Here is a 24,316-nt window from a genome sequence, read left to right as displayed (position 1 = left end):
AGGTTTTTTTGTATGGCAAAATACAGTTTTGAATTTAAACTTAAACTTGTTCATGACTACTTATCTGGTCAAGGAGGTCTAAGGTTTCTCGCAAAGAAGTATGGGTTTAAAGATAGTTCTCAAATAAGCAAATGGATAAATGCCTATAAAGAACTTGGTGAAGAAGGCCTACTTCGCAGTCGAAAAAATAAGAATTACTCTGTTCAATTTAAGCTAGATGCGTTAGAGTTATATTTAACAACAGAGTTGTCCTATCAAGAAGTAGCTAATCTTCTAAAAATGAACAATCCATCATTGATTGCGAATTGGCTTAGAACGTATCAGAAGTTTGGTATAGAGGGACTCTCTAAACAGAAAGGACGTCCACCTACCATGTCTAAAAAGAAACGAAATGAACCCCAACCACTACCAAGTGAACGATCTCAAGTAGAGAAACTAGAAAAAGAAAATAGAATGTTAAAAATTGAGAATGCCTATTTAAAAGAATTGAGGAGACTGCGTTTAGAGGACGAACAAAAAATGAACGAATCGCACGAATCATTCACAGTCTCCGAAGACACTTTCGATTAAAAGATATTTTGGAAACCCTAAGGTTTCCAAAATCTACTTACATGTACTGGCAAAAACGCCTCGACAGAACAGCTTCAACACAAATCATTGAAGAAGAAATTCAAGCGATTCGTAAAAAACATCAACATTATGGCTATAGAAGGATGACCCAAGAATTGAAACGACGTGGATTTCAAGTGAATAAAAAGAAAGTCCAGCGATTAATACAAAAGTTAAAGTTACAAGTCAAAGCTTTTACTAAGAAATCCAGAAAATATAATTCCTATAAAGGAACCGTTGGTAAAATCGCTAAAAATTTGATTCGTCGCCGATTTAAAACTTCTGTTCCTCATCAAAAAATTACAACTGATACAACTGAATTTAAGTACTTTGAAGCAGATAACGCAGGCATCTTTCGTCAGAAAAAACTATACTTAGATCCATTTATGGATATGTATAATAGTGAAATTCTAAGCTATAGCCTTTCTACTCAACCAAATGGTAAAACAGTTATGGGAGGTCTGAAAGAAGCAATTTCTCAAACAAATGATTGTCCCTATCGGCGCACCTTTCACTCTGATCAAGGCTGGGCTTATCAAATGAATGTCTATATACAAACATTAAAGGACAACAATATCTTTCAAAGTATGTCTCGAAAAGGAACCTGTTTAGATAATTCTCCTATGGAGAATTTCTTCAGTATCCTAAAACAAGAAGTGTACTATGGAAAAATCTATCAAAGTCAAAATGAATTGAGAGAAGCAATTGAGAACTACATTTATTATTACAATCATCACCGAATCAAGGAAAAACTTAACTGGAAAAGCCCAGTAGAATTTCGACAATTCAATCAAAAAACTGCATAAAAAATAGAGTGGAAAAATCCACTCTATAAAAGTCTAACTTTTTGGGGTCACTACAGGTTTTGTTGTCTTTTTGTTATAATTTGCCAAATAATTGAAACAAATACAACATTAAGTAGCTGTAAGTAGCCACAGACCAGAATTTCAATAAAAGAACAATTTTCATGAATTCTTTTAAAGAAATATCTGTAATTCCCGCCACTAAACAAACAATATCATCTGGAGCGAAGGGGACTAACATAGTAAAGATTAAGAGCTTTTTGACATTGTGTTCATTTTTGTCTAAAATCTCTTCAAATTTTTTGTATTTATTGGGTGAAAGGATTATTTTTACAAAGCTACGTCCATAGTAACGAACCAGTAAAAAGCCAATAAACTCACCAATAATCAATCCAAGATAGCTATACAAAAGGCCTTGCAAATTGCCAAACATCAACATTCCTGCAACAGAAGAGATTCCTCCAGGTAGAATAGGAATAATCACTTGGACGATTTGTAAAAGAATGAAACACAGAACCGCATAGTTACCAAACTGTTTAATAAAAGCTTGCAAGGAAGCAACAGAATGAAAAATTCCTCTGGAATATCCCCATAAAATTAAGCCGAAGAAAAGCACAAGTCCCACTAGGGGTAACCACCGAATGAGTCCATTTAAAAATTTTTTCTGATTAGTCATGAGTGGCCTCCTGACGTTTTCGACGGTATTTTTTAAAGCCAAGATAACCAGCCGTTCCCAGTAAAATCGTTCCGCTGACGGCAGTGCCGAGATAAATCATTCTTGGATGATAGGCAAAGGTTAACTGCTGTTTGCCCGCTGGGACTTCAATAGCTAAAAAGCCACCTAGAATGCGTTGTGTTTTTAATGGTTCTTTTTGTAGCGACGATTTGACTTGCCAATCTTGATCATAAGGAATGGACGTATACAGTAACTGAGTATCATTTCCAGGTACATTCAGTGCGCCATTTAAATGGCCTTTTTTAGTTGCATTCACGTGAAGAGCTTGTTGGCGTAGTTTGTCAACCGCACGATTAAAGGCTGTTTGGTCTAAAGTTTGAAGCTGCCAATTGGTTAAATCACCCACTTGTTCAGCAGTTAGTGACAGGGTCACGGTAGTTCCTTTTTCAAAATGCCCTAAATTGAACAGTTGATTGGTTGCAATATAAATCGGCGTCGAGATAACTTGTTGGTTTACCTTCAATTGTGTAACCTTTTTCCATTTTAAATTCGGAATATAAAGATGCAAGTCACCAGTGCTATTCACTTTAAAGGTTGCTTCAATTGTTTCGTTGGTATGATGAGGTTCATTTATCAACGAAGCTGTTTTAAAGTAAGGTTTATCCGTCGGCACGAGCGTTTGCAGGAGTTCTTCTTGGGCATCTAAAGGATTATTTTTTGCTAATTTTAACTTGGTTAATGCGGTTGGCGCCAAAAAGCCCATACCGATCGCTTCATCATTTTCCATGATTTTCGTGGAACCAACTGTTTTTAGCAATTTTTCACTGGTAGGTTTTTCAATTGGTGAAAAGTCATATTTCACATTTAAAAGTAAATTGGTTAGTTGTGAATTATCCACATAAGCAATCCGGCGATCATTTTTTCGATATAAACCTAGCGCACTTAATGTGTCTTGGGTAGTGGCAGTTAAAGTCGAAGTATAGCTAGAAACGCCAGCATAGCCATAAAGTAAAGGATTATTGTAGCCGTTATTGATTTCACGGAACCCTGTTTCTTTGGAAGGAATGACTTGTTTCATGCGATAAAGTTCTGGTGCTGAGGCCATTTTTTCATCGATTAATTGGCTGTGTTTTCGGTAATCTTGGGCAAATGTTGCTTGGCTACCAAAGGGCATGTGTTTAAAAGAAATCCAGAAATTCGTTGTTAATTCTGTGCTGACCAGTAAGAATAAAGCCACGACTACATAGTTTCTTAAGGCCTTTTTGTGTGCTAAACGCAAGCAAAAGAAAATCAACCAAATAAAAAGTAAACTTAGCCATAAATAATTGATCGAAATTAAGAGATTCTTTTGTGGACCATAATACAAAGATCCGTAGCCAATGACTAACAGCAGACTAAAAATAATAGGTGCGGACCAAGGAATGGTCACTTTTTTTAGCCAAGCTTCATAGGCAAAGACAATCAATAAAAAGCTAAAGATAAAGACATTTCGGTAAGGGAAACCAGCTGGGCTTTGAAACATGTGCCAGACAGTATTAAAGGCTTCTAACCAAAAGCTTAAAAAAAGAATGAATAAAAGAATTGCTGAAGCTATTCTTTCTTTTAACGCAATTTGTTTCGTTTGAAAATAGGCAACACAGAGGAGTGTCACAAATAATCCAGCAAAAACGGTTGGTAAATGGTCTAAACGCAACTCATAATTAATAGAACCTAAGCCTAATTGCGAGAAGAACGAAGTGTTGAACTTAGGCGTTAAAAAGAACGTCGAGACATCAAAATCTGTTTTTTTTGTATAGAGCATTCCTTCTGCTGCAGGTAATAATAAAAAGCTAGTTGCGGTTCCTGTTAAAAAAGAAACGAGGATGAATAACGGACTTTGTTTAAAAAATTGCCGAATAGCATGGGCTTGGGTATCCTTTTTAAAGAACCAATAGATACTGTACAAAACAGCAAAGAGACAAATCATATAACCCATGTAGTAATTCGTCACAATCGCTAAAAACAGGGTTATACTGTATAAGCCCCATTTGCGTTGATCCCATAAACGTTGGAGTCCCAATAAGATAAGCGGGAATAGAATCAGTGCATCCAACCACATAAAGTTTTGGCTATAGACGGTGACAAAGCCACAGAAACTATAGGACGTTGAAAAAAGTAACGTGGTGCCATCAACTTTTTGATAGGTGTATTTTAAATAGCTAAACATCGTAGTGCCCATCAAGGCAAGTTTTAAGGTAATAATCCATAAAATTGCTATAGGTAATTGTTCATAAGGAAAAAAGAAAGCCAACACATTAAAAGGGCTCAGTAAGTAATAGGCTGCCAAAGGAACAATCGACTCACCAATCTCATTGGAAAAAGAGTAGAATGTAGTTATTCCCTCGTGAAAAGAGCGTTTTAAAAAACTCAAGAAAGGCATGTATTGTGTGCCTAAATCACTAACTAATAAGTTGTTGTCACCAAAAGGCGCAAGTTGTAATGTCATCCATACAAGCAATAGAAGTAAAAACGGCAAGAAAAAACTTCCTAACCATAAAAGCTTCGATTTGTTTTTCATCAAAATAAGTCCACCTTTATAAAAAAATCATGAATAAGCGTGTTGAACGCTCTAAAAATAGTTTTTAATTGGCTGGCTGGAATGAACCATCCAGAATGTTAGTTTACCATAAGTTCATTAATGTATCCGCTAATAACGCAAAATTATGAAAAATGCAAAAAGTTTTCAAGAAAAAGTTTCAATTGGTTATTAGTGAAAAAGTCACTTAACTTAGTTATAATGTAGAAGAAGACAAGGAGTTGGACAAGATGCAATTAACAATAGAAGAAGCCATTGAATGGATTCATAGCCGGTTACCCTTTGGTTCAAGACCTGGTTTGGATCGGATTAATGCGTTATTAGAAAAAATTGATCATCCAGAAAACAAAGTGCCAACGATTCATATCGCAGGAACCAATGGTAAAGGCTCAACCGTGACATATTTACGCTGCCTATTAGAAGAAATGGGCTTGAAAGTCGGAACCTTTACCTCTCCTTATATTGAATCATTTAATGAAAGAATTGCGATAAATGGTCAACCAATTTCAGACGAACAATTGATTACCTATGTGGAAAAGTATCAACCAATCATTAAAGAATTAGACCAGATCACTGAAGTGGCTGGAATTACAGAATTCGAAACATTGACAGGAATGGCCTTGGACTATTTCGTGAATGAACAAGTGGATATCGCCGTTGTTGAAGTTGGCTTAGGTGGATTACTTGATAGCACCAATGTCGTGAAGCCATTATTGACGGGAATTACGACAATTGGGAAGGATCACACAGAAATTTTAGGTGAAACAATTGCTGAAATTGCCTATCAAAAAGCGGGTATTATTAAAGAAAAAGTCCCAGTAGTAACAGGCAATATTTGTGCTGATGCGCTAGCAGTCATTGAAAAAGTCGCACAAGAAAAACAGAGTCCAATTTTTCGTTTTGGCAAAGAGTATCAAGTGGAATATCTACATCCTGATACACAATGGGGGGAAGTATTTAATTTCTATGGAGAAATGGGCAAACTGACAAAAATTAAAGTTCCCTTGTTGGGGCGTCACCAAGTAGAAAACGCGGCGGTAGCTATTCAATTATTTGACAAGTATTGCCAACTACAACATTTGCCGTTTAAAGAACGAGACATTACTCAAGGGTTAGCTAAAGCGCAATGGCCAGCTCGAATGGAACGTCTTAGTGATGAACCGTTGATTGTTTTAGATGGTGCCCACAATGATCATGCAGTAAAACGCTTAGTTGAAAACTTGCGCAAAGAGTTTCCACAACACACGATTCATATTTTATTTTCAGCTTTAGCAACTAAAGATGTGGATGAGATGATTCAGGACTTAAAGCAAGTACCGAATGCGCATCTTTACTTAACTAGCTTTGATTACCCTAAAGCTATTGCACTTACAGAAATGGAAAAATATGAAGACGATTTAACAGAAATTGTGTCTTTATGGCAATTTGGCTTAGGCGAAATTTTAGAAAAAATGTCGACAGATGATTTATTATTAGTAACAGGTTCATTATATTTTGTTTCTCAAGTAAGAGAATTACTTTTAACTATAGGAGGAAATGATGAAGAAATTTGATGGCGTAATTTTTGATATGGATGGGTTGCTTTTTGATACGGAGTTGATTTACTATACATCTACTCAAAAAGTAGCAGATGCAATGGGGTTACCATATAGTAAAGAAGTCTATTTAGACTATGTTGGGATTTCCGATGAAGAAGTACAAGAGAATTACCGACGTATTTATGCATCTTATGGTCACGACACAGTGGAAGAATTTATCCGCCGTTCTTATGATGATACCTTGCAAGAGTTTCGATCTGGTAACGTCCCTTTAAAACCAGGGGTGGTGGAATTTCTCGACTTTTTAGATGATCAAAAAATTCCTCGATTAGTTGCCTCAAGTAACGTCCGTCCAGCAATTGAAATGTTATTAAGCCATGCTGGAATTCAGGATCGTTTTGTAGGGATCGTTTCAGCAGAGGATGTTAAACGAGCAAAACCGGACCCAGAAATTTTTCAAAAAGCTCGTCAACTTTTAGGAACAGAAGCCCCGAAAACCTTGATTTTCGAAGACTCATTTCATGGGGTAAGTGCGGCTCATAGTGCGGGCATTCCAGTGATCATGGTACCTGATTTATTGCAACCAACTGAAGTTATCCAAGAGAAAACATTACATGTCTTGGAGAGTTTACATCAAGCGCCACATTATTTAAAATAATAAAAACAACACTCCTTTGCGTAGTTTATTAATGACTAGCAAAGGAGGTTTTTTTATGCAAGTATCGGATCTGTTTATTCGTGAGATGCCGAGTGATTGTTTACCACGAGAACGGCTCTTGGCAATAGGAGAAAAAGCATTATCGAATCAAGAGTTGTTGGCGATTCTGTTACGCACTGGCTCAAAAGAAGCAGACGTGATGACTGTTGCCGCAACGCTGTTAAAACAGTTTAAGCAGCTTTCTTATTTGCAGCAAGCCACGTTGAACGAGTTAATGGCTATTAAAGGCATTGGCCAAGTGAAAGCCATTGAATTACGTGCGGCCATTGAATTAGGGTGTCGAATTTATCAAAGTAGTCAAATCAAATTTGGCAAAGTTACGTCCAGTCAACAAGTCGCTCAACGATTACTCCAAGAGATGAAGGGGCTGCAACAAGAACATTTAATTTGTATTTACTTGAATACCAAGAATGACATTATCCAACAGAAAACGATTTTCAAAGGATCACTGAATCAGAGTATTGCTCATCCACGCGAAATTTTTCGGGAAGCGGTTAAATATTCTTCTGCTCGCATACTATTAGCTCATAATCATCCATCTGGCAATCCGACACCGTCTCCACAAGATATTCAATTTACCAAACGAATGGAAGAATGTGGCGAAATGATGGGGATTCAATTGTTGGATCATATTATTGTTGGTGATAGCGGATACATTAGTTTGAGAGAAGAGAATTTTTTTGCTTCAGAATGAGGACAATTCTTGCAAAAATATTTTATCACGTGTAAAATGAAAGGGTAATCTTGTTTGGAATTATGTAGACTTTTTAAATTTTTTTAAATATTCTATTGGAAGCGAGCAAAGTTACGACTATTTATGTGCAAATGCACGAGGAGGAACAAAAGAATGGAACAAGGAACAGTAAAATGGTTTAACGCAGAAAAAGGTTTTGGGTTTATCTCACGCGAAGACGGAAGCGACGTATTCGTACACTTCTCAGCTATCCAAGGTGATGGTTTCAAAACTTTAGAAGAAGGTCAAGCAGTGACTTTTGATGTTGAAGATTCAGACCGTGGCCCTCAAGCAGTTAACGTAGAAAAAAACTAATAAAAAATAATCCAAAAACACCTAACGCATGTTAGGTGTTTTTTTGTTAGAAAAAATAGAGAAGAAAAATGGACAAACATTTTTCTTCTCTATTAAATGAGAGCTTTATTGATCACTAACTGTGGCAGTCATAATCATTGGCAGAATCATTGGATGACGTTCTGTTTGTTCAAACAAGAAAGGCTGTAAAGCGGTCGTCATGGCTTCGCCTAATTTTGCTTCGGTACAGTTTTTATCTTTCATTGCTTCACGTAGAGCATTGAATAAAAGACGTTGGCCTTCATGAATCATATCACCAGACTCACGCATGTAGACAAAACCACGGGAAAGAATGTCTGGACCAGCCATAATTTCTTTATTTTTAATATCAACCGTTGCTACCGCTAAAACTAAACCTTCTTCAGATAAGATACGACGATCCCGTAAAACAACATTCCCGATATCGCCGACACCATTTCCATCAACGTACACGTCATTAGCATTGAAGTGACCAGCAGGACGTGCGCTATCAGCCGTTAAAGCTAAGACATCGCCGTTGCCCATGATAAAGCAATTTTCTTCAGGAACCCCTGTATCTTGAGCGAGCGAAGCATGGATTTTTAACATTCTAAATTCACCATGAACAGGCATGAAATATTTAGGCTTCATCAAGCGAAGCATTAATTTTTGCTCTTCTTGTCCACCGTGACCAGAAGTATGGATATTATTGATTTTTCCGTGGATAACTTCTGCACCGGCTTCAGATAATAAGTTGATTAAACGGTTAACGCTTGTCGTATTCCCAGGAATTGGTGAACTTGAGAAAACAACCGTATCGCCTGGTTGAATACTAATTTGGCGATGTGTACCGTTAGCAATCCGACTAAGCGCGGCCATAGGTTCTCCTTGAGAGCCAGTACATAAAATCATTGTTTCATTTGCTGGCAATTGGTTCAGTTCCGCTGCATCGACAAACGTTCCTTTTGGCACTTTGATGTAGCCTAAGCGTTCGCCATTGACAATGGCATTTTCCATGCTACGACCAAAAACAGCAATTTTGCGACCGGTTTTCACAGCTGCATCAGCAGCTTGTTGTAAACGGAAAATGTTTGAAGCGAAACTGGCAAAGATAATCCGACCATCAATTTTTTCAAAGATTTTTAAAATAGAGGTCCCGATTGTTTTTTCGGATTTTGTAAAGGTGGGTATTTCAGCATTGGTACTGTCTGAAAGAAGACAAAGGACGCCTTCTTCACCTAATTTCGCCATTCTGTGTAAGTTGGCTGGCTCACCAACGGGTGTAAAGTCAAACTTAAAGTCACCTGTTGCGACAATGTTACCAGAAGGCGTTTTAACCACAACGCCCAAGGCATCAGGAATACTGTGAGTCGTCCGGAAAAAGCTAATCGCTGTTTTTCTAAAACGAATCACCGTATCTTCATTAATTTCGTGTAATTCCGCTTCTCGCAATAAACCATGTTCATCTAGTTTGTTGGTAATTAAAGCCAAGGCTAGTGGTCCCGCATAGATTGGGATATTCGCTTGACGTAAAAGATAAGGAACGCCACCAATATGGTCTTCGTGACCGTGGGTAATAACGAGTGCTTTGACTTTATGCAAATTTTGAACGATGTAGCTATAATCTGGAATCACGTAGTCAATCCCAAGTAAATCATCTTCTGGGAATTTGATCCCAGCATCAATAATGATAATTTCATCTTGGAATTGTACCCCATATGTGTTTTTTCCAATTTCGCCTAAACCACCGATTGCAAAAACGCCAGTTTCGTTATTTTTTATGTTTACTTTCATGTTAAAACTCCGTTAGAGTGAAGTCCGCATGTTCTTGCTCGTAAGCAAGATGTTTTTCGTCTAATAATTGAACGTATTCAATATTGTATGGGGTATTTTCTTCAACTAATTGGCGCACGATTACATCGCTATCGGCTTCCATGTAAAGAGATTTTGTGTCTTCTCTTTTTGGGTTTCTGATTTTTGTTTCTTGATAGTATACTTTGTAAATCATCGATTCATTTCTCCTTCAGCTACTAATAATAGCAATTTATAGTTTTTTTCATTTTAAGACAGAAAATTAAACACAACAAAACGAGGTGCTGATCACCTAAAAAAGAATGCTCATCAAAAACATCTGTTAATGATGAAATGAAGCCTCGACTTTGCTTCATTCTGGGTATTTGATTTTATGTGTTCTTTTTCAACCGTCCCGTGTGTTGTGAATAACAACAATTAAGCTTATTTTATCATAGAATGATAAGGAAGTATAGAAACACTCACTGGACTTTTAAAAAAAACAAACTTCTTGTTTCGCCTTATTCTTGATCAAGTTCGAGTGCCTTTTTTTTAGGACGCCAATACCAACTTAAGCCAATCACGTGAGCTAAATAAACAATCGCTAAAGTCGTAGTCATCAACGTATTTCGGACAATTAAACACGGAATGGCAAATAAAAGAAACATGGAAATAAATAGTTTCCATTTACCTTTACGAGTAATTTTTTTCTCAAAGAAGGCTTCTTGGATATATTTTTGATAATAAGAAGAAGCTAAAAATTTGTTATAAAGTTTATCTGAACTACGCATCCAAAAAAAGGCCGTTAATAAATAAAAACCAGTGGTGGGTAAAAGCGGCAAAAAGATTCCTAACGTGCCTAAAGCAAACGTACAGGAACCGAGAAAAATGAAGAATAATTTTTTCATTCAAAGGGTCCTTTCAGTTTTTCCCAATTATGGCACAATCAAAAGGAAGTAGCAATTTTAATCGTATAAGTAAATCATTAAAATTATCTATTTTTTAGAAAATCTAAAAGGGAAAGGATAGAAAGAGAAAGGCTGTTTTTTCTAGCCAGACAGCTTGTATTACCGATTTCTTTTTGATACAGTGGGAGTACTAGAAAATTTAAAGTAAGATAAGAAGGAGATGATTAATTGAAGTTAATGTGGCGTTACACAATGCGTTATAAGAAATTACTTTTCGCTGATTTTATTTGTGTGTTTGGTTTTATTTTGATTGAATTAGGCTTGCCGACCATTTTAGCGCGAATGATTGACAAAGGAATTATTCCTAGAGATATGGACTATATTTATCAGCAAGGGATTTGGATGGTTGTAATTACGATTATTGGCGTCGCAATGAATATTTTGCTAGGGTACTTTGGTGCCAGAATTACAACAAACATTGTTCGTGATATTCGTGATGATTTATTTGAAAAGATTCAAACTTTCTCACACAGTGAATATGAAAGTATTGGGGTTTCTTCCTTAATTACGCGAACTACCAATGATGCATACCAAATTATGCTCTTCATGGGAAATATTTTACGTCTTGGCTTTATGACGCCAGTGATGTTTATTGCCAGTCTTTACATGGTGATGCGAACGAGTCCGTCGTTAGGAATGTACGTTTTAGGTGCCTTGCCTTTTCTGCTGCTAGCAGTTGTCGGAATTGCTCGTTTGTCAGAACCGTTATCTAAAAAGCAACAAAAGAACTTAGATGGAATCAATGGGATTTTAAGAGAAAATCTTTCTGGATTGCGGGTAATACGCGCATTTGTTAATGAAAAATTTGAAGAATCTCGTTTTAATAAAGTCAATGAAACTTACACTAAAAGTTCAAAAAGTCTGTTTCGTTTAATGGCAGCAGCCCAACCAGGGTTCTTTTTCTTATTTAATATTGTGATGGTCTTAATCATTTGGAGCGGGACTGTTCAAATCAGCCATGGGGATTTAGAAGTTGGGAATTTAATTGCTTTTATTGAATATATTTTTCATGCGCTGTTCTCGTTTATGTTATTTGCCAGTGTCTTTATGATGTATCCACGGGCTGCGGTTTCGGCTTCACGGATTCAAGAAGCCTTAGACATGGAACCAGCTATTCGTGAAGAAGAAGGCGTAACAGAAACAGCTACTAAAGGCTATCTAGAGTTTAAAAATGTAACCTTTGCCTATCCTGGACATGCGGAAAGCCCAGTTATTCGCAATGTAAGTTTTAAGGCGTCACCTGGTGAAACAGTGGCCTTTATTGGGAGCACAGGTAGTGGGAAATCAACATTAATTCAATTGATTCCACGGTTTTATGATGTATCAGAAGGTGAAATTTTAATCGATGGAGTGAATGTAAAAGAGTACAAACTTAGTGCATTACGCAATAAGATTGGCTATATTCCACAAAAAGCGTTACTTTTTACTGGTACAATTGCTGATAATCTTCGCTACGGTAAGGAAGATGCGACGTTAGAAGAAATGGAACGAGCAATTGACATTGCTCAAGCAACAGAATTTGTTTCACAAAAACCGCAAGGCTATGATGAACCTCTTTCAGAAGGTGGCACGAACTTTTCTGGTGGTCAAAAACAACGTTTAGCTATCGCACGGGCGATTATTCGCAATCCGGAAATTTATATATTTGATGATAGTTTTTCTGCGTTAGATTATCAAACAGATGCAAATTTACGAGCGCGTCTGAAAAAAGAAACAACAGAATCCACTGTTTTAATTGTGGCACAACGTGTTGGAACAATTATGCATGCGGACCGTATTGTTGTTTTAAACGAAGGCGACGTGGTCGGAATTGGCACACATCGTGAATTACTTGAGACTTGTCCAATTTACTATGATATTGCGGCTTCTCAATTGTCAGAGGAGGAATTAGCATGAAACACGCCTTTTCTTCTATGAAACGAATCGGTCGCTATATTAAACCGTACCGACTGACGTTTTATTTAGTTATTTTATTTACAATATTAACCGTTGCCTTTAATGCAGCGTTGCCTTATTTGACTGGATTACCAACGACAGAAATTAGCCGTAATATTGCGGCTGGCGAATCCATTAATTTTGATTATGTAATCCGATGTTTAATTTGGATTTTAGTTGTGGGAACAGGTTATTGTGTGGCACAATTTTTGTCAGGATTTTTAATGACGAATGTCGTTCAACAATCCATGCGCGATTTACGTCGAGATATTGAAGAAAAAATCAATCGTTTGCCAGTTTCTTATTTTGATAAGAACCAACAAGGAAATATTTTGTCACGGGTGACGAACGATGTGGATGCTGTCAGCAATGCGATGCAACAAAGTTTTATCAATATTGTTTCGGCAGTCTTAGGTATTGTGATGGCGGTAGTGATGATGTTTTTAATCAATCCGCTGATGGCGATTTTTTCAGTAATTATGATTCCGTTGTCTCTGATTATTTCAAGAACAATTGTTAAAATCTCCCAGAAATATTTCCAAGGAATGCAAAATTCTTTAGGAGACTTAAATGGTTATGTTCAAGAAAATATGACTGGGTTCAGTGTCTTAAAACTATATGGCCGGGAAAAAGAAACTCTTGAAGGTTTTAAACAAGTCAATCACCGTTTAAATGGTTTTGGTTTCAAGGCATCCTTTATCTCAGGATTAATGTTGCCATTGGTTCAAATGACCGCTTATGGGACATATATCGGGGTAGCTGTCCTTGGTAGTTACTATGTGGTTGCTGGTGTGATCGTAGTGGGGCAGTTACAAGCGTTTATTCAATATATTTGGCAAATTAGCCAACCAATGGGGAATATTACGCAGTTGTCTGCAGCTTTACAAAGCGCTTCAGCTTCGACCATGCGGATTTTTGAAATCCTAGATGAACCAGAAGAAGAACTTAACGAACAAGATGTTCCTTTACCAGAACCTATTTTAGGCTCTGTTGAATTTGAAAATGTCAGCTTTAGTTATGACCCAGAAAAACCGTTAATTCGTAATTTGAACTTTAAAGTTGATGCGGGCCAAATGGTTGCGATTGTGGGACCAACTGGCGCTGGGAAAACAACCTTAATCAACTTACTGATGCGTTTTTATGATGTAACAGAAGGCGCCATTAAAATTGATGGTATTGACACAAAAAAAATGAACCGTAGTGATGTCCGATCTGTATTTGGAATGGTATTGCAAGATGCTTGGTTGTATAAAGGTACCATTGCCGATAACATTCGTTTTGGGAAATTGGATGCCACGGATTATGAAGTTGTGGATGCAGCGAAAACGGCCAATGTGGATCACTTCATTCGGACAATGCCAGATGGGTATGAAATGGAAATCAATTCTGAGGGAGATAACGTTTCCCTTGGTCAAAAACAATTGTTGACCATTGCCCGAGCGGTAATTTCTGATCCGAAAATTTTGATTTTAGATGAGGCGACTAGTTCAGTCGATACACGCTTGGAAGCCTTAATTCAAAAAGCAATGGATCGTGTTATGGAAGGACGAACGAGTTTCGTTATTGCCCACCGCCTATCAACTATTCGTGAAGCTGATTTAATTCTTGTTATGAAACAAGGAGAAATCATTGAAAAAGGTACGCATCATGAGTTGCTGGAACAAGGTGGCTTCTATGAAAAACTATACAATAGTCAATTTGCTGAAGAAGGCGACTATGAGGAATAAAAAAACGGCTGTCTGAACAGACAGTCGTTTTTCTTGTCTTTTTTACTATGAAAGTGAGGAATTCTTGTCTATACTTAATGAAAAGAGGTGACAGAGTTTGAAAAAAGAGTATTTTATTGCTGCTAGTGCAGATGTCTATGGAAACGTACAACTAGCGAAGGATAGTAATATTTGGTTTCAGTCGGTCTTAAGAGGTGACAGTAACACAATTACCATTGGTGAAGGTAGTAATATTCAAGATGGCACGATTATTCATGTTGATGAAGATGCCCCGACAATTGTAGGCAAGTATGTAACGGTGGGCCATCAATGCATGTTACACGGTTGTAAAATCGGTGATGGTGCTTTGATTGGCATGGGGTCAACGATTCTAAATAATGCTATTATTGGAGAAAACAGCCTGATTGGTGCGGGCTCTTTAGTGACGGAAGGCAAAATTATCCCGCCAAATGTTTTAGCATTTGGTCGACCCGCGAAGGTTATCCGTCCGTTAACGGCAGCAGAAATAGCCAGTAATCATACGAACGCCTTACATTATATTCAACGAGCAGAAGAATTTCGCCAACAAAAATACCCAAAACTAACATAGAATTAGGAGGAAAATGATGAAGAAAATTAAAGTAATGACAGTTTTTGGAACACGGCCAGAAGCAATCAAAATGGCCCCTTTAATCAAAGTTTTAGAAGAGCAAAGTCAAGGGTTTGACTCTGTAGTAGTTGTAACAGCGCAACATCGACAAATGTTGGATCAAGTGTTAGAAGATTTTCAAATTACACCGAATCATGATTTAAATATCATGAAAGATGGGCAAACCTTAACAGATATTACAAGTCGTGTTTTGAATTTATTAACTGAGGTTCTTGTGACAGAACAGCCGGATATTGTCTTGGTTCATGGCGATACAACCACGTCATTTGCGGCTGCATTGGCTGCTTTTTATCAACAGATTCCAGTGGGACATGTGGAAGCAGGATTGCGGACCTGGCAAAAATATTCTCCGTTTCCGGAAGAAATGAATCGTCAACTGGTAGACGTGTTAACTGATATTTATTTTGCCCCAACCACTCAAAGTAAGGACAATTTAATCAAAGAAAATCATCCAGAAGAACATATTTATGTGACTGGCAATACAGCGATTGACGCGATGGCGTACACCGTTGATGCCCACTATCAAAATGATTTATTGGAGAAAATCCCTACAGACCAACGCATTGTACTAATCACAATGCATCGTCGTGAAAATTTAGGCCTACCAATGGCAAATGTGTTTAAAGCTGTTCGTCGACTTGTAATGGAACATCCAGAAATTGAAATCATTTTCCCTATGCACAAAAATCCCAAAGTCCGTGAAATAGTAGCGGAACATTTAGGTGAATTAGCTCGTGTGCATTTAATTGAACCATTGGACGTCAAAGATTTTCAAAATTTTGCAGCGAAAAGTGCTTTAATTTTAACTGATTCTGGCGGTGTGCAAGAAGAAGCTCCTTCCTTAGGTGTGCCAGTTTTAGTTTTACGAGATACAACGGAACGTCCAGAAGGCGTAGCGGCAGGAACATTGAAATTGGTTGGTACAGACGAACAAGTAGTCTATCAAGAGGCGAAAACATTATTGACTGATTCTGATGCTTACCACGCGATGGCGCATGCACAAAATCCGTATGGGGATGGTCAAGCTAGCCGCCGAATCGTTGAAGCCATTGCCTATGAAATGCAGCAATCAGATAAAAAACCAGATACGTTTACAGCAAAATAAATAAAAAGGCAGAGAAGCGCTGAAAAATGTGCTTCTTTTGCGTATCTTATTTTGAAGAATCAATTAGACAAAAAATGCTAGAAAGTAGTGAAGTGAAGATGTATCAAACGATTTTATTTGATTTAGATGGCACAATTACGGATTCTGGTAGCGGCATTATGCGTTCTATTTTATACGCAACAGAACAATTAGGCTGGCCAGCTCCTAGCGAGGAGACGTTACGTTCTTTCATAGGGCCGCCTTTATATGAGTCGTTTTTGTACATGGCGCCTTCAGCTGAAGCAGCGCAACAAGCCGTGGGTCATTATCGAGCGTATTATCAGAGAAAAGGCATGTTTGAAAACAATGTGTATCCAGGGATTCCAGAAGTGTTAACAAGGTTAAAGGAAGCGGGAGCAAAGTTATACATTGCGACTTCCAAGCCAGAAGAATTTGCTAAAAAGATTATTACTCATTTTGATTTAGATCGTTATTTTACAGGCATCTATGGAGCGAGTATGGACGGTCATCGTTCTAAAAAAGCAGATGTGATTCAGTATGCATTAACGGAAGCTCAATTAGACCCAACCAAAGAAGCGATTATCATGGTTGGTGATCGTAATCATGACATTCTTGGTGCTCAACAAAATGGCTTAGATAGTATAGGTGTCTTGTATGGATTTGGTGAAGAAACAGAATTACAAGAGGCGGGAGCGACATTCCTAGTACAATCCCCTAAAGACTTAGGTGCTATTTTGCTACAAAATTCTTAATAAAAAATGGATTTTCGATAAATTTAGGAGGATTTTAAGATTTATTATCGTTTCAATAGAAAAGCGCCATCATAGGCTTTAAACGTTGTCAATGATGAATTTTTTATCGGGGAATGACGGTCTTTTTATTAAAAACATTTAATTTTAAAGAGGTTTCATGTATAATAGTTTCAGTCATAAACGATAGAATAGTAAGGAGGGTTAGTTTTGGCTAATGATAACCAAAATAACCAAGATCCCAAATCTTCGCTTAGAGATCAAGTAACTGGGTCTTTAAATGGTAGAAATGATGGCGATCAACCTGATTCCTCTGAAAAAAATGATAGGTCTCCCCAACCTTCATCTGATGAATCACAAGAAACAGCGAGCCGCACAACACAAACACGTGCAGGTTCTAGAGCTGCTCGAAGACGTGGGAAAGACAAGACAACACAGACAGTCGAAGAGCCAACCCCGATTGAAACAGACGAAAAGCCAACAAATACAAAAAAACAAACACGTAAAAAAGAAGATCGTTTAGTCGGTCGTATCGTGTTAATTGTAGTTTCTGTATTGGTTTTAATGATGGCAATCTTTGGGTTTACTTTTTATAAATATGTAGATGCTGGGCTACAGCCACTAGACAAGAACAATAAGAAGCTTGTTCAAGTGCATATCCCAGAAGGATCTTCTAATAAGCAAATTGCTGCGGTTTTAGAAGAAAGCAACGTCATTAAAAGCGGAATGGTTTTTAACTACTACGTAAAATTTAAAAACTTAACAGATTTTCAAGCGGGCTATTATCAAATGTCTCCAAGCATGACACTCGATGAAATTGGTGAAATGCTAAAAGAAGGAGGCACGCCAGAACCAACTAAAATCGCAGATGGCAAAGTAACGATTCCTGAAGGCTACGATATAGATAAAATTGGCGAAGCCATTGAAAAAAATACGGATTTCAAGAAAGCAGATTTCATTGCATTAATGAAAAACGAAGACTTCTTCAATCAAATGAAGGCTAAGTATCCTGATTTACTTGAAAGTGCTGCAACCGCAGAAGGTGTTCGTTATCGCTTAGAAGGCTATTTGTTCCCGGCAACTTATGATTACTACAAAAAAGCAACACTTCCTGAATTTGTCGAACAAATGATTGCTAAAATGAACACAGTAATGGAACAATATACGCCGACAATTCATGCAAAGAATTTAACCAATCAGCAAGTCTTAACGTTAGCTTCATTGGTTGAAAAAGAAGGAGTCAAAGAAGCAGACCGCAAACAAATTGCCCAAGTATTCTTTAACCGCTTGGCTGCCGATATGCCGATACAATCAGATATTTCTATTTTGTATGCTCTAGGAGAACACAAAGAAACTGTAACGTATGCTGACTTGGAAGTGGACTCGTCTTATAACTTGTATAAAAATACTGGTTATGGACCAGGACCATTAGATAGCCCAAGTGAGGAGTCAATTAAAGCAGTCTTGAATCCGACACCAAGTGACTATTTATACTTTGTAGCAGATATTTCTACAGGAAAAGTATACTTCTCAAAAACATATGAAGAACATCAAGTATTAGTAGATCAGTATGTCAATAATTCAAGTAGTGAATAAAATGAAAACATAAAAGAGCTTGGTGAATCAATTTTGTATGATTCACCAAGCTTTTAGATACTCAAAAAGTAATCTGTTTAACAGAGGGAAAGCGTAGCAACTAGAAATTTATATAAATAAAATTTAGCAAAATCACAAAAATTCAATAATTATATTTACAATTTAGAAAAAGCGTGGTACTCTTTTGTGGATTGAAAGCGGAATTTTTTTCAATAACCAACCAAGAACTACGTATCGTTAAGCGAAAAAGGAGAATTAACATGGTAGAAAAAGTATATCCAATGACTCTTGAAGGAAAAGAAAAATTAGAACAAGAGCTAGAAGAATTAAAAACAATTAAACGTAAAGAAATCGTAGAGCGTATTAAAATCGCTCGTAGCTTTGGGGATCTTTCAGAGAACTCAGAGTATGAATCAGCTAAAGATGAACAAGCTTTCGTTGAAGGACGTATTACAACGTTAGAAAATATGATTCGTTTTGCAGAAATCATCGATAATGATGGCGTGGACCAAGACGAAGTTTCCATCGGTAAAACAGTTACTTTCCAAGAATTGCCTGATGGAGAAGAAGAGGAATACACAATCGTAGGAAGTGCCGAAGCCGATCCATTTTCTGGTAAAATTTCTAACGATTCACCGATTGCGCAAGCCTTAATTGGTAAACAATTAGGCGACCAAGTGATTATTGCAACACCTGGTGGCGACATGACAGTTAAAATTACAAAAGTTGAAGCAAACTAAATAATTGAGTAGGGCAGGCAGCTTCCAAGGCCTGTCCTTTCGCAATCTAGGACATTTAGGGCTAAAGTCCTATGGTAACCTGAGGCGCAAACCACTATGATTAAATAAAATAAACGAGTAAAATAAATGACAGAGGGAGGAGGCAAATCTATGAATAACCCTTGGCGCTTTTTTATCGTCGCAGAAGCATTACTTTTTATTCTGGCGTTATGGCAAATTGTACATAATCCTGGATTAGCTGTTTTATTAACAATTGGCGTTTTACTTGTGGCCTACGTTTCCAGGAAAGCATCTAAAACACATTTTAACAACTTTCAATTCGTCCTCGGCGTTGTTTTTATTGTCATTGGTGCAATGAACAGTACGGCTGTTTGGTTTATGTTGATTTTTGGCGTACTCTTTATCGGCTTAAAAGGCTTTGAGATTTCAGGCGTGGATATAGCTGAGCGAGCACCTTGGCGTAAAAAACAAATGATTATGGTGGAGACGGCGGCAAAAGAACCTAAAAATGGCAAACGATTTAAACGCCGTTGGTTTGCCAACGAACGCATTGGTAACAATATCTATGAATGGGATGATATCAATATTGATTTAATCTCTGGGGACACCATTATTGATTTAGGTAATACGCTACTACCGAAAGAAGACAATATTATTATTATTCGTAAAGGTTTTGGCCGCACGCGAATTCTAGTACCGTTAGGTGTAGCAATTTTGTTAGAACATTCAACTTTTTACGGAACGGTACGTTTTGAAGAAGAAAAATATCAATTGAAAAACGAATCATTAAAAATTTACAGCAATGATTACGATACCAATCTTCGTCGTTTGAAAATTATGACGAACACTTTAGTAGGAGATGTTGAGGTGATCCGTGTATGACCGATCGGATTTCAAGACGCATGATTTCATTATATGCGTCCCTTAGCACCTTTATTGTTATCTTAATTACATTGTTTTCATATTTTCATTCGATTAAACAAAACCGGTGGATATTAGAGCTTCTTCAGAGAAAAGTCTTTTATTTACCACTAATTGTGCACATTGTTCTCATATCCTTACTAATAGGCTTATTGACCTTTTTACTGATTTCATTGGTTCAAAAAGGGCAATATGGACGGATTGAAGAAAAACTTCGGTTATTGGCCAATGGTAATTATGAAAGTCCAGTCTTAAACAAACCAACGACCAGTGAAAATCAAGACCATTATCTAACCGAAGTCGAACAAGATATTTGGTCGATTAAAAATAAATTATTAGAGATGTCTAAAGAATTGCAATTATTAAACAGTCGACCGCAATTAATGGATGGGCAAACAAAAGAAGAAATTTTAGAGAACGAGCGGCATCGTTTGGCGCGGGAGTTGCATGATTCAGTCAGTCAACAACTTTTTGCAGCCATGATGATGTTGTCTGCCTTAAATGAACAAGCACAACGAACAGAAACCCCTGAACCATATCGCAAACAACTAGCCATGGTGGCAGAAATCATTAATGCCTCCCAATCGGAAATGCGCGCGTTACTATTGCACTTGCGTCCTATCAGTCTAGAAGGAAAAAGTTTGCGTAAAGGTATTGAACAATTACTGAAAGAACTACAAACAAAAATTAAAATTGAATTGATTTGGGATGTTGAAGATGTTCATTTAAATAGCAGCATTGAGGATCATCTTTTCCGAATTGTGCAGGAATTACTTTCAAATACCTTAAGACATGCCAAAGCAAAGGAATTAGAGGTATACTTACACCAAGTCGATAAAAACGTGCTATTGCGTATTGTTGATGATGGTGTCGGCTTTGATATGAAGGAACAAAGTAATAAAGCCGGTAGTTATGGCTTAAATAATATCCGAGAACGTGTTGTCGGCATGGGCGGTACAGTTAAAATTATTAGTTTTAAAGGGCAGGGAACCAGCGTTGAAATTAAAGTTCCTGTCATAAAGGAGGAAACTGCAAGTGATCAAAGTAATGTTAGTGGATGACCATGAAATGGTCCGTTTAGGCGTTTCATCATATTTATCTATTCAAGAGGATATAGAAGTCGTAGGCGAAGCAGAAAACGGTAAGATTGGCTATGAAAAAGCATTGGAACTACGTCCAGATGTTATTTTGATGGATTTGGTAATGGAAGAAATGGATGGCATTGATTCAACCAAAGCGATCTTGAAAGATTGGCCAGAAGCCAAGATTATTATTGTGACGAGTTTTATTGATGATGAAAAAGTGTATCCGGCGATTGAAGCTGGTGCAGCAGGCTACCTATTAAAAACATCAACAGCTCATGAGATTGCTGATGCAATTCGGGCGACTTATCGCGGAGAGCGTGTGTTGGAACCTGAAGTGACGCATAAGATGATGGAACGGTTAACAAAAAAACAAGAGCCGGTGTTGCACGAAGATTTGACAAACCGAGAACACGAAATTTTAATGTTGATTGCACAAGGTAAAAGTAATCAGGAAATAGCTGATGAACTCTTTATCACTTTGAAAACAGTTAAAACACATGTTTCAAACATTTTAGCAAAACTAGATGTGGATGATCGGACCCAAGCGGCGATTTATGCTTTTCAACATGGTTTAGCCAAATAAATATCAGATAAATCCATAAATAAATTCTAGGAAATCCTTCTAGGAATTTATTTATGGATTTGTTATACTAATTTTAACGAACAGACAGGAGCGGTCAGAAGAAATGAAACAAAATTTTGCAATTATTGGTTTAGGACGTTTTGGCGGCAGCATATGCCAAACTTTGGTGGAAGCTGGTCAAGAAGTTTTGGCCATTGACAGCAGTGAAGACCGTGTCAATGAATATATGAACATTGCAACGCATGCAGTGGTGGCTAACGCCCAAGATGAAATGACGTTGCGTTCTTTAGGAATTCGGAATTTTGATCACGTAGTGGTGGCGATTGGTGAAGATATTCAAGCGAGTATTTTAGTGACACTAATGGTTAAAGAGATGGGGGTTCCCAATGTCTTAGCCAAAGCAGTCAATGAATATCATGCCCGTGTCTTAGATAAAATTGGGGCAGACATGGTCGTTCACCCAGAGCGGGATATGGGCATTCGAATTGCTCACAAACTTGTTTCACGCAATATTTTAGATTATATTGAATTATCTAGCGAATTTTCATTAGCTGAGGTTCGGGTCACCAATCCTAAATTTTACAATAAAACCTTAGCAGAATTAAATTTCCGTCAACGATTTGGTTTAACTGTGGTAGCGATCCGCCGCTCGAAAACAGAAGTAATTGCTTCGCCAGATGCTTCTGAAATTGTTCGAGAAAACGACAATTTATTAGTTATCGGTGATACCGCAGACGTGGATTTATTAGATGAAAAAATGAATGGCTAAGCACTTTATTCTCTAAAAGCACTGCGCTGTGCTACAATAAATGGCGACAGAGATGTGAAGGAGGAACAAAGAATGAAATTAGAAGTGACACCGAAAGCCCAACAATGGTTTAAAGAAGAAACCGGGGTTCAGCCTGAGACAGGCATTCGTTTTTTCGGAAAAATTTACGGAAAAACACCTGTTCATGATGGTTTTTCCATTGCGATGTCTGTAGAAGCGCCAGATGAGCCAATGATTAAAGAGAATCTAGATGGGATTACCTATTTTATTGAAGAAACAGATGATTGGTTCTTTAAAGGGTATGATTTGATTGTTGATTATGATGAAAAGAATGATGAACCGCGTTATCAATTTGAAGCAAACCAAGAAGATTTAACAAAATAATTTTAGTGCTAAACAGAAAAAGCTGAAGTAGTGCGTAGGACTATTTCTGTTGCTTTCGTTTAACCGCTAGTCAGCCTGAGAAAAAATCGTTTTGGATTTTTTCTCAGGTTCTTTCTATTTAATTAAGCTATTCTTAATTGGATATCGTTATTTAATAAGGCTATCATATGGTATAATGATAATTAACTGAAGTGTGGAGGAAATAAAATGCTATCAATTGTTGTCCCTTGTTATAATGAGGAAGCAGCGATTCCGCTGTTTTTTGAAGAAGTAGAAAAAATTAGCCAGCAACTATCTCATTCAGTAGAATATATATTTGTGAATGATGGCTCAAAAGATAATACGTTAGCTGTTTTAAGACAGCTTTATCGCGAACATCCAGAGAAGGTCCGTTATCTTTCTTTTTCACGAAATTTTGGGAAAGAAGCGGGCTTATACGCTGGTTTAAAAGAAGCAACAGGTGACTTAGTGACAGTCATGGACGTTGATTTACAAGACCCGCCTGAGTTATTACCTCAAATGATTGAGATGATTGAAACCAGTACAGATTTAGATTGTGTTGGCACACGACGCATAACAAGAGACGGCGAACCGCCCATTCGTAGCTTTTTTGCTCGGATGTTCTATAAACTCATTAATCGAATTGCTGAGACAGAAATGGTGGATGGTGCCCGTGACTTTCGTGTTATGACCCGACAAATGGTCGATGCGATTTTAGAGTTATCTGAGTATAATCGTTTTTCAAAAGGGATCTTTAGCTGGGTCGGCTTTAAAACAGAATATATTGAATTTAAAAATCGAGAACGAATTGCTGGAGAAACCTCTTGGTCTTTCTGGAGTCTATTAAGTTATTCAATTGACGGGATTGTCAATTTTTCAGAGACACCATTGAATATTGCTTCATACGTTGGCGCCTTTTCGTGTATTGGTTCTGCACTAGCAATGTTAGTGATTATCTTTCGAACATTAGTTAATGGTGATCCAACAAGCGGCTGGCCTTCAATGGTTTGTATTGTACTTTTTGTAGGTGGTTTGCAACTATTATGTTTAGGAATTATTGGCAAATATATTGGCAAAATTTTCTTAGAAACGAAAAAACGACCAATTTATATTGTAAAGGAATCAGAAAAAGATTCTAAAAAATAACCAAAAAAGCAGAGAAAAATTCTCTGCTTTTTTGTTATGCGTTAAAAAAAGTGTAAATAGGCTTTTCAGAAAAACAACATTTTTTACATAAAAAATACATTAACTTTACCTATTTTTATCTTAATGAAACAGCTTTGCTCTCGCGGTTGCAAGAAATAAATGTTAAAATCAAAAGGTATGCTATTAAATGTTTTTTTGGAGGTT

At 37.2% G+C, this 24,316-nt stretch carries 22 protein-coding genes and 1 pseudogene; 18 read left to right on the top strand and 5 right to left on the bottom strand.

Annotated elements, in window-relative coordinates; translation table 11 throughout:
• Positions 1 to 12 precede the first annotated feature (12 nt).
• Positions 13 to 1,415 (top strand): annotated as a pseudogene (locus tag IGJ24_RS11405) (IS3 family transposase).
• A gap of 73 nt (positions 1,416 to 1,488) precedes the next feature.
• Here the strand turns inward: IGJ24_RS11405 and IGJ24_RS11400 are convergent.
• Both IGJ24_RS11400 and IGJ24_RS11395 read right to left on the bottom strand, forming a co-directional pair.
• On the bottom strand, positions 1,489 to 2,088 hold the full coding sequence (locus IGJ24_RS11400; protein WP_002355114.1) for a TVP38/TMEM64 family protein: 600 nt from the start codon (positions 2,086 to 2,088) through the stop codon (positions 1,489 to 1,491).
• A complete protein-coding gene (locus IGJ24_RS11395; RefSeq protein ID WP_438775406.1) occupies positions 2,081 to 4,645 on the bottom strand; it encodes a YfhO family protein in 2,565 nt (854 codons plus the stop codon). The genes IGJ24_RS11400 and IGJ24_RS11395 overlap by 8 nt, the downstream gene beginning before the upstream one ends.
• A 248-nt stretch (positions 4,646 to 4,893) precedes the next feature.
• On the opposite strand from IGJ24_RS11395, the gene IGJ24_RS11390 reads away from it, so the two are divergent.
• From IGJ24_RS11390 to IGJ24_RS11375, 4 genes are all read left to right on the top strand, one after another.
• Positions 4,894 to 6,216 (top strand): bifunctional folylpolyglutamate synthase/dihydrofolate synthase, encoded by a 1,323-nt coding sequence (locus tag IGJ24_RS11390; protein ID WP_002355117.1) that lies wholly within the window; start codon positions 4,894 to 4,896, stop codon positions 6,214 to 6,216.
• Positions 6,200 to 6,859: an HAD family hydrolase gene (locus IGJ24_RS11385; protein ID WP_002385286.1), complete on the top strand. Its 660-nt coding sequence runs from the start codon at positions 6,200 to 6,202 to the stop codon at positions 6,857 to 6,859. Before IGJ24_RS11390 ends, IGJ24_RS11385 begins: the two co-directional genes overlap by 17 nt.
• A 55-nt stretch (positions 6,860 to 6,914) precedes the next feature.
• A complete protein-coding gene (gene radC / locus IGJ24_RS11380) occupies positions 6,915 to 7,613 on the top strand; it encodes a RadC family protein (protein WP_002365188.1) in 699 nt (232 codons plus the stop codon).
• 153 nt (positions 7,614 to 7,766) lie between these two features.
• Complete coding sequence (locus IGJ24_RS11375; protein ID WP_002355121.1) at positions 7,767 to 7,967, top strand: cold-shock protein; 201 nt, start codon at positions 7,767 to 7,769, stop codon at positions 7,965 to 7,967.
• A 105-nt stretch (positions 7,968 to 8,072) separates the two neighbouring features.
• On the opposite strand, the gene rnjA is transcribed toward IGJ24_RS11375, so the two are convergent.
• From rnjA to IGJ24_RS11360, 3 genes are all read right to left on the bottom strand, one after another.
• Positions 8,073 to 9,758 (bottom strand): ribonuclease J1, encoded by a 1,686-nt coding sequence (gene rnjA, locus IGJ24_RS11370; RefSeq protein ID WP_002355122.1) that lies wholly within the window; start codon positions 9,756 to 9,758, stop codon positions 8,073 to 8,075.
• A 1-nt stretch (position 9,759) separates the two neighbouring features.
• Entirely contained in the window at positions 9,760 to 9,972 is a 213-nt protein-coding gene (locus IGJ24_RS11365) for a DNA-directed RNA polymerase subunit epsilon (protein ID WP_002355123.1), read from the bottom strand.
• 304 nt (positions 9,973 to 10,276) lie between these two features.
• Complete coding sequence (locus IGJ24_RS11360) at positions 10,277 to 10,663, bottom strand: YbaN family protein (RefSeq protein WP_002355126.1); 387 nt, start codon at positions 10,661 to 10,663, stop codon at positions 10,277 to 10,279.
• A 228-nt stretch (positions 10,664 to 10,891) separates the two neighbouring features.
• Between IGJ24_RS11360 and efrA the strand changes: the two genes are divergently transcribed.
• The 13 genes from efrA (at position 10,892) to IGJ24_RS11295 (ending at position 24,112) form a co-directional block, all read left to right on the top strand.
• Positions 10,892 to 12,619, top strand: a complete 1,728-nt coding sequence (efrA, locus tag IGJ24_RS11355) for a multidrug efflux ABC transporter subunit EfrA (RefSeq protein WP_002414139.1) — start codon at positions 10,892 to 10,894, stop codon at positions 12,617 to 12,619.
• Positions 12,616 to 14,385: a multidrug efflux ABC transporter subunit EfrB gene (gene efrB, locus IGJ24_RS11350; RefSeq protein WP_129194287.1), complete on the top strand. Its 1,770-nt coding sequence runs from the start codon at positions 12,616 to 12,618 to the stop codon at positions 14,383 to 14,385. The genes efrA and efrB overlap by 4 nt, the downstream gene beginning before the upstream one ends.
• Positions 14,386 to 14,482: 97 nt before the next feature.
• Positions 14,483 to 14,974, top strand: coding sequence for a gamma carbonic anhydrase family protein (locus tag IGJ24_RS11345; RefSeq protein ID WP_002355129.1), 492 nt, complete (start codon positions 14,483 to 14,485; stop codon positions 14,972 to 14,974).
• Between the two features lie 13 nt (positions 14,975 to 14,987).
• Positions 14,988 to 16,139 (top strand): non-hydrolyzing UDP-N-acetylglucosamine 2-epimerase, encoded by a 1,152-nt coding sequence (wecB, locus tag IGJ24_RS11340; protein ID WP_289865858.1) that lies wholly within the window; start codon positions 14,988 to 14,990, stop codon positions 16,137 to 16,139.
• Between the two features lie 74 nt (positions 16,140 to 16,213).
• A complete protein-coding gene (locus IGJ24_RS11335; protein ID WP_164980870.1) occupies positions 16,214 to 16,891 on the top strand; it encodes an HAD family hydrolase in 678 nt (225 codons plus the stop codon).
• Between the two features lie 207 nt (positions 16,892 to 17,098).
• Entirely contained in the window at positions 17,099 to 18,484 is a 1,386-nt protein-coding gene (gene mltG, locus IGJ24_RS11330) for an endolytic transglycosylase MltG (protein WP_002387309.1), read from the top strand.
• 260 nt (positions 18,485 to 18,744) lie between these two features.
• Complete coding sequence (gene greA / locus IGJ24_RS11325) at positions 18,745 to 19,224, top strand: transcription elongation factor GreA (protein ID WP_002355133.1); 480 nt, start codon at positions 18,745 to 18,747, stop codon at positions 19,222 to 19,224.
• 150 nt (positions 19,225 to 19,374) lie between these two features.
• Positions 19,375 to 20,106, top strand: coding sequence for a cell wall-active antibiotics response protein LiaF (gene liaF / locus IGJ24_RS11320; protein ID WP_002381168.1), 732 nt, complete (start codon positions 19,375 to 19,377; stop codon positions 20,104 to 20,106).
• Positions 20,103 to 21,206 (top strand): sensor histidine kinase, encoded by a 1,104-nt coding sequence (locus IGJ24_RS11315; protein WP_289865859.1) that lies wholly within the window; start codon positions 20,103 to 20,105, stop codon positions 21,204 to 21,206. Before liaF ends, IGJ24_RS11315 begins: the two co-directional genes overlap by 4 nt.
• Complete coding sequence (locus IGJ24_RS11310) at positions 21,181 to 21,813, top strand: response regulator (protein WP_002355137.1); 633 nt, start codon at positions 21,181 to 21,183, stop codon at positions 21,811 to 21,813. The genes IGJ24_RS11315 and IGJ24_RS11310 overlap by 26 nt, the downstream gene beginning before the upstream one ends.
• Before the next feature lie 103 nt (positions 21,814 to 21,916).
• On the top strand, positions 21,917 to 22,582 hold the full coding sequence (locus tag IGJ24_RS11305) for a potassium channel family protein (RefSeq protein ID WP_002355139.1): 666 nt from the start codon (positions 21,917 to 21,919) through the stop codon (positions 22,580 to 22,582).
• Between the two features lie 54 nt (positions 22,583 to 22,636).
• Positions 22,637 to 22,966 carry a HesB/YadR/YfhF family protein gene (locus IGJ24_RS11300; RefSeq protein ID WP_002355140.1) on the top strand — a complete coding sequence of 110 codons (330 nt, stop codon included), beginning with the start codon at positions 22,637 to 22,639 and terminating at the stop codon, positions 22,964 to 22,966.
• A 207-nt stretch (positions 22,967 to 23,173) separates the two neighbouring features.
• Positions 23,174 to 24,112: a glycosyltransferase family 2 protein gene (locus IGJ24_RS11295; RefSeq protein WP_002373102.1), complete on the top strand. Its 939-nt coding sequence runs from the start codon at positions 23,174 to 23,176 to the stop codon at positions 24,110 to 24,112.
• Positions 24,113 to 24,316: the final 204 nt, after the last annotated feature.

It is taken from the genome of Enterococcus sp. DIV0546 (genome assembly GCF_051712785.1).
Classification (GTDB): domain Bacteria; phylum Bacillota; class Bacilli; order Lactobacillales; family Enterococcaceae; genus Enterococcus; species Enterococcus faecalis.
This window is presented reverse-complemented; position numbering and strand designations above follow the sequence as displayed.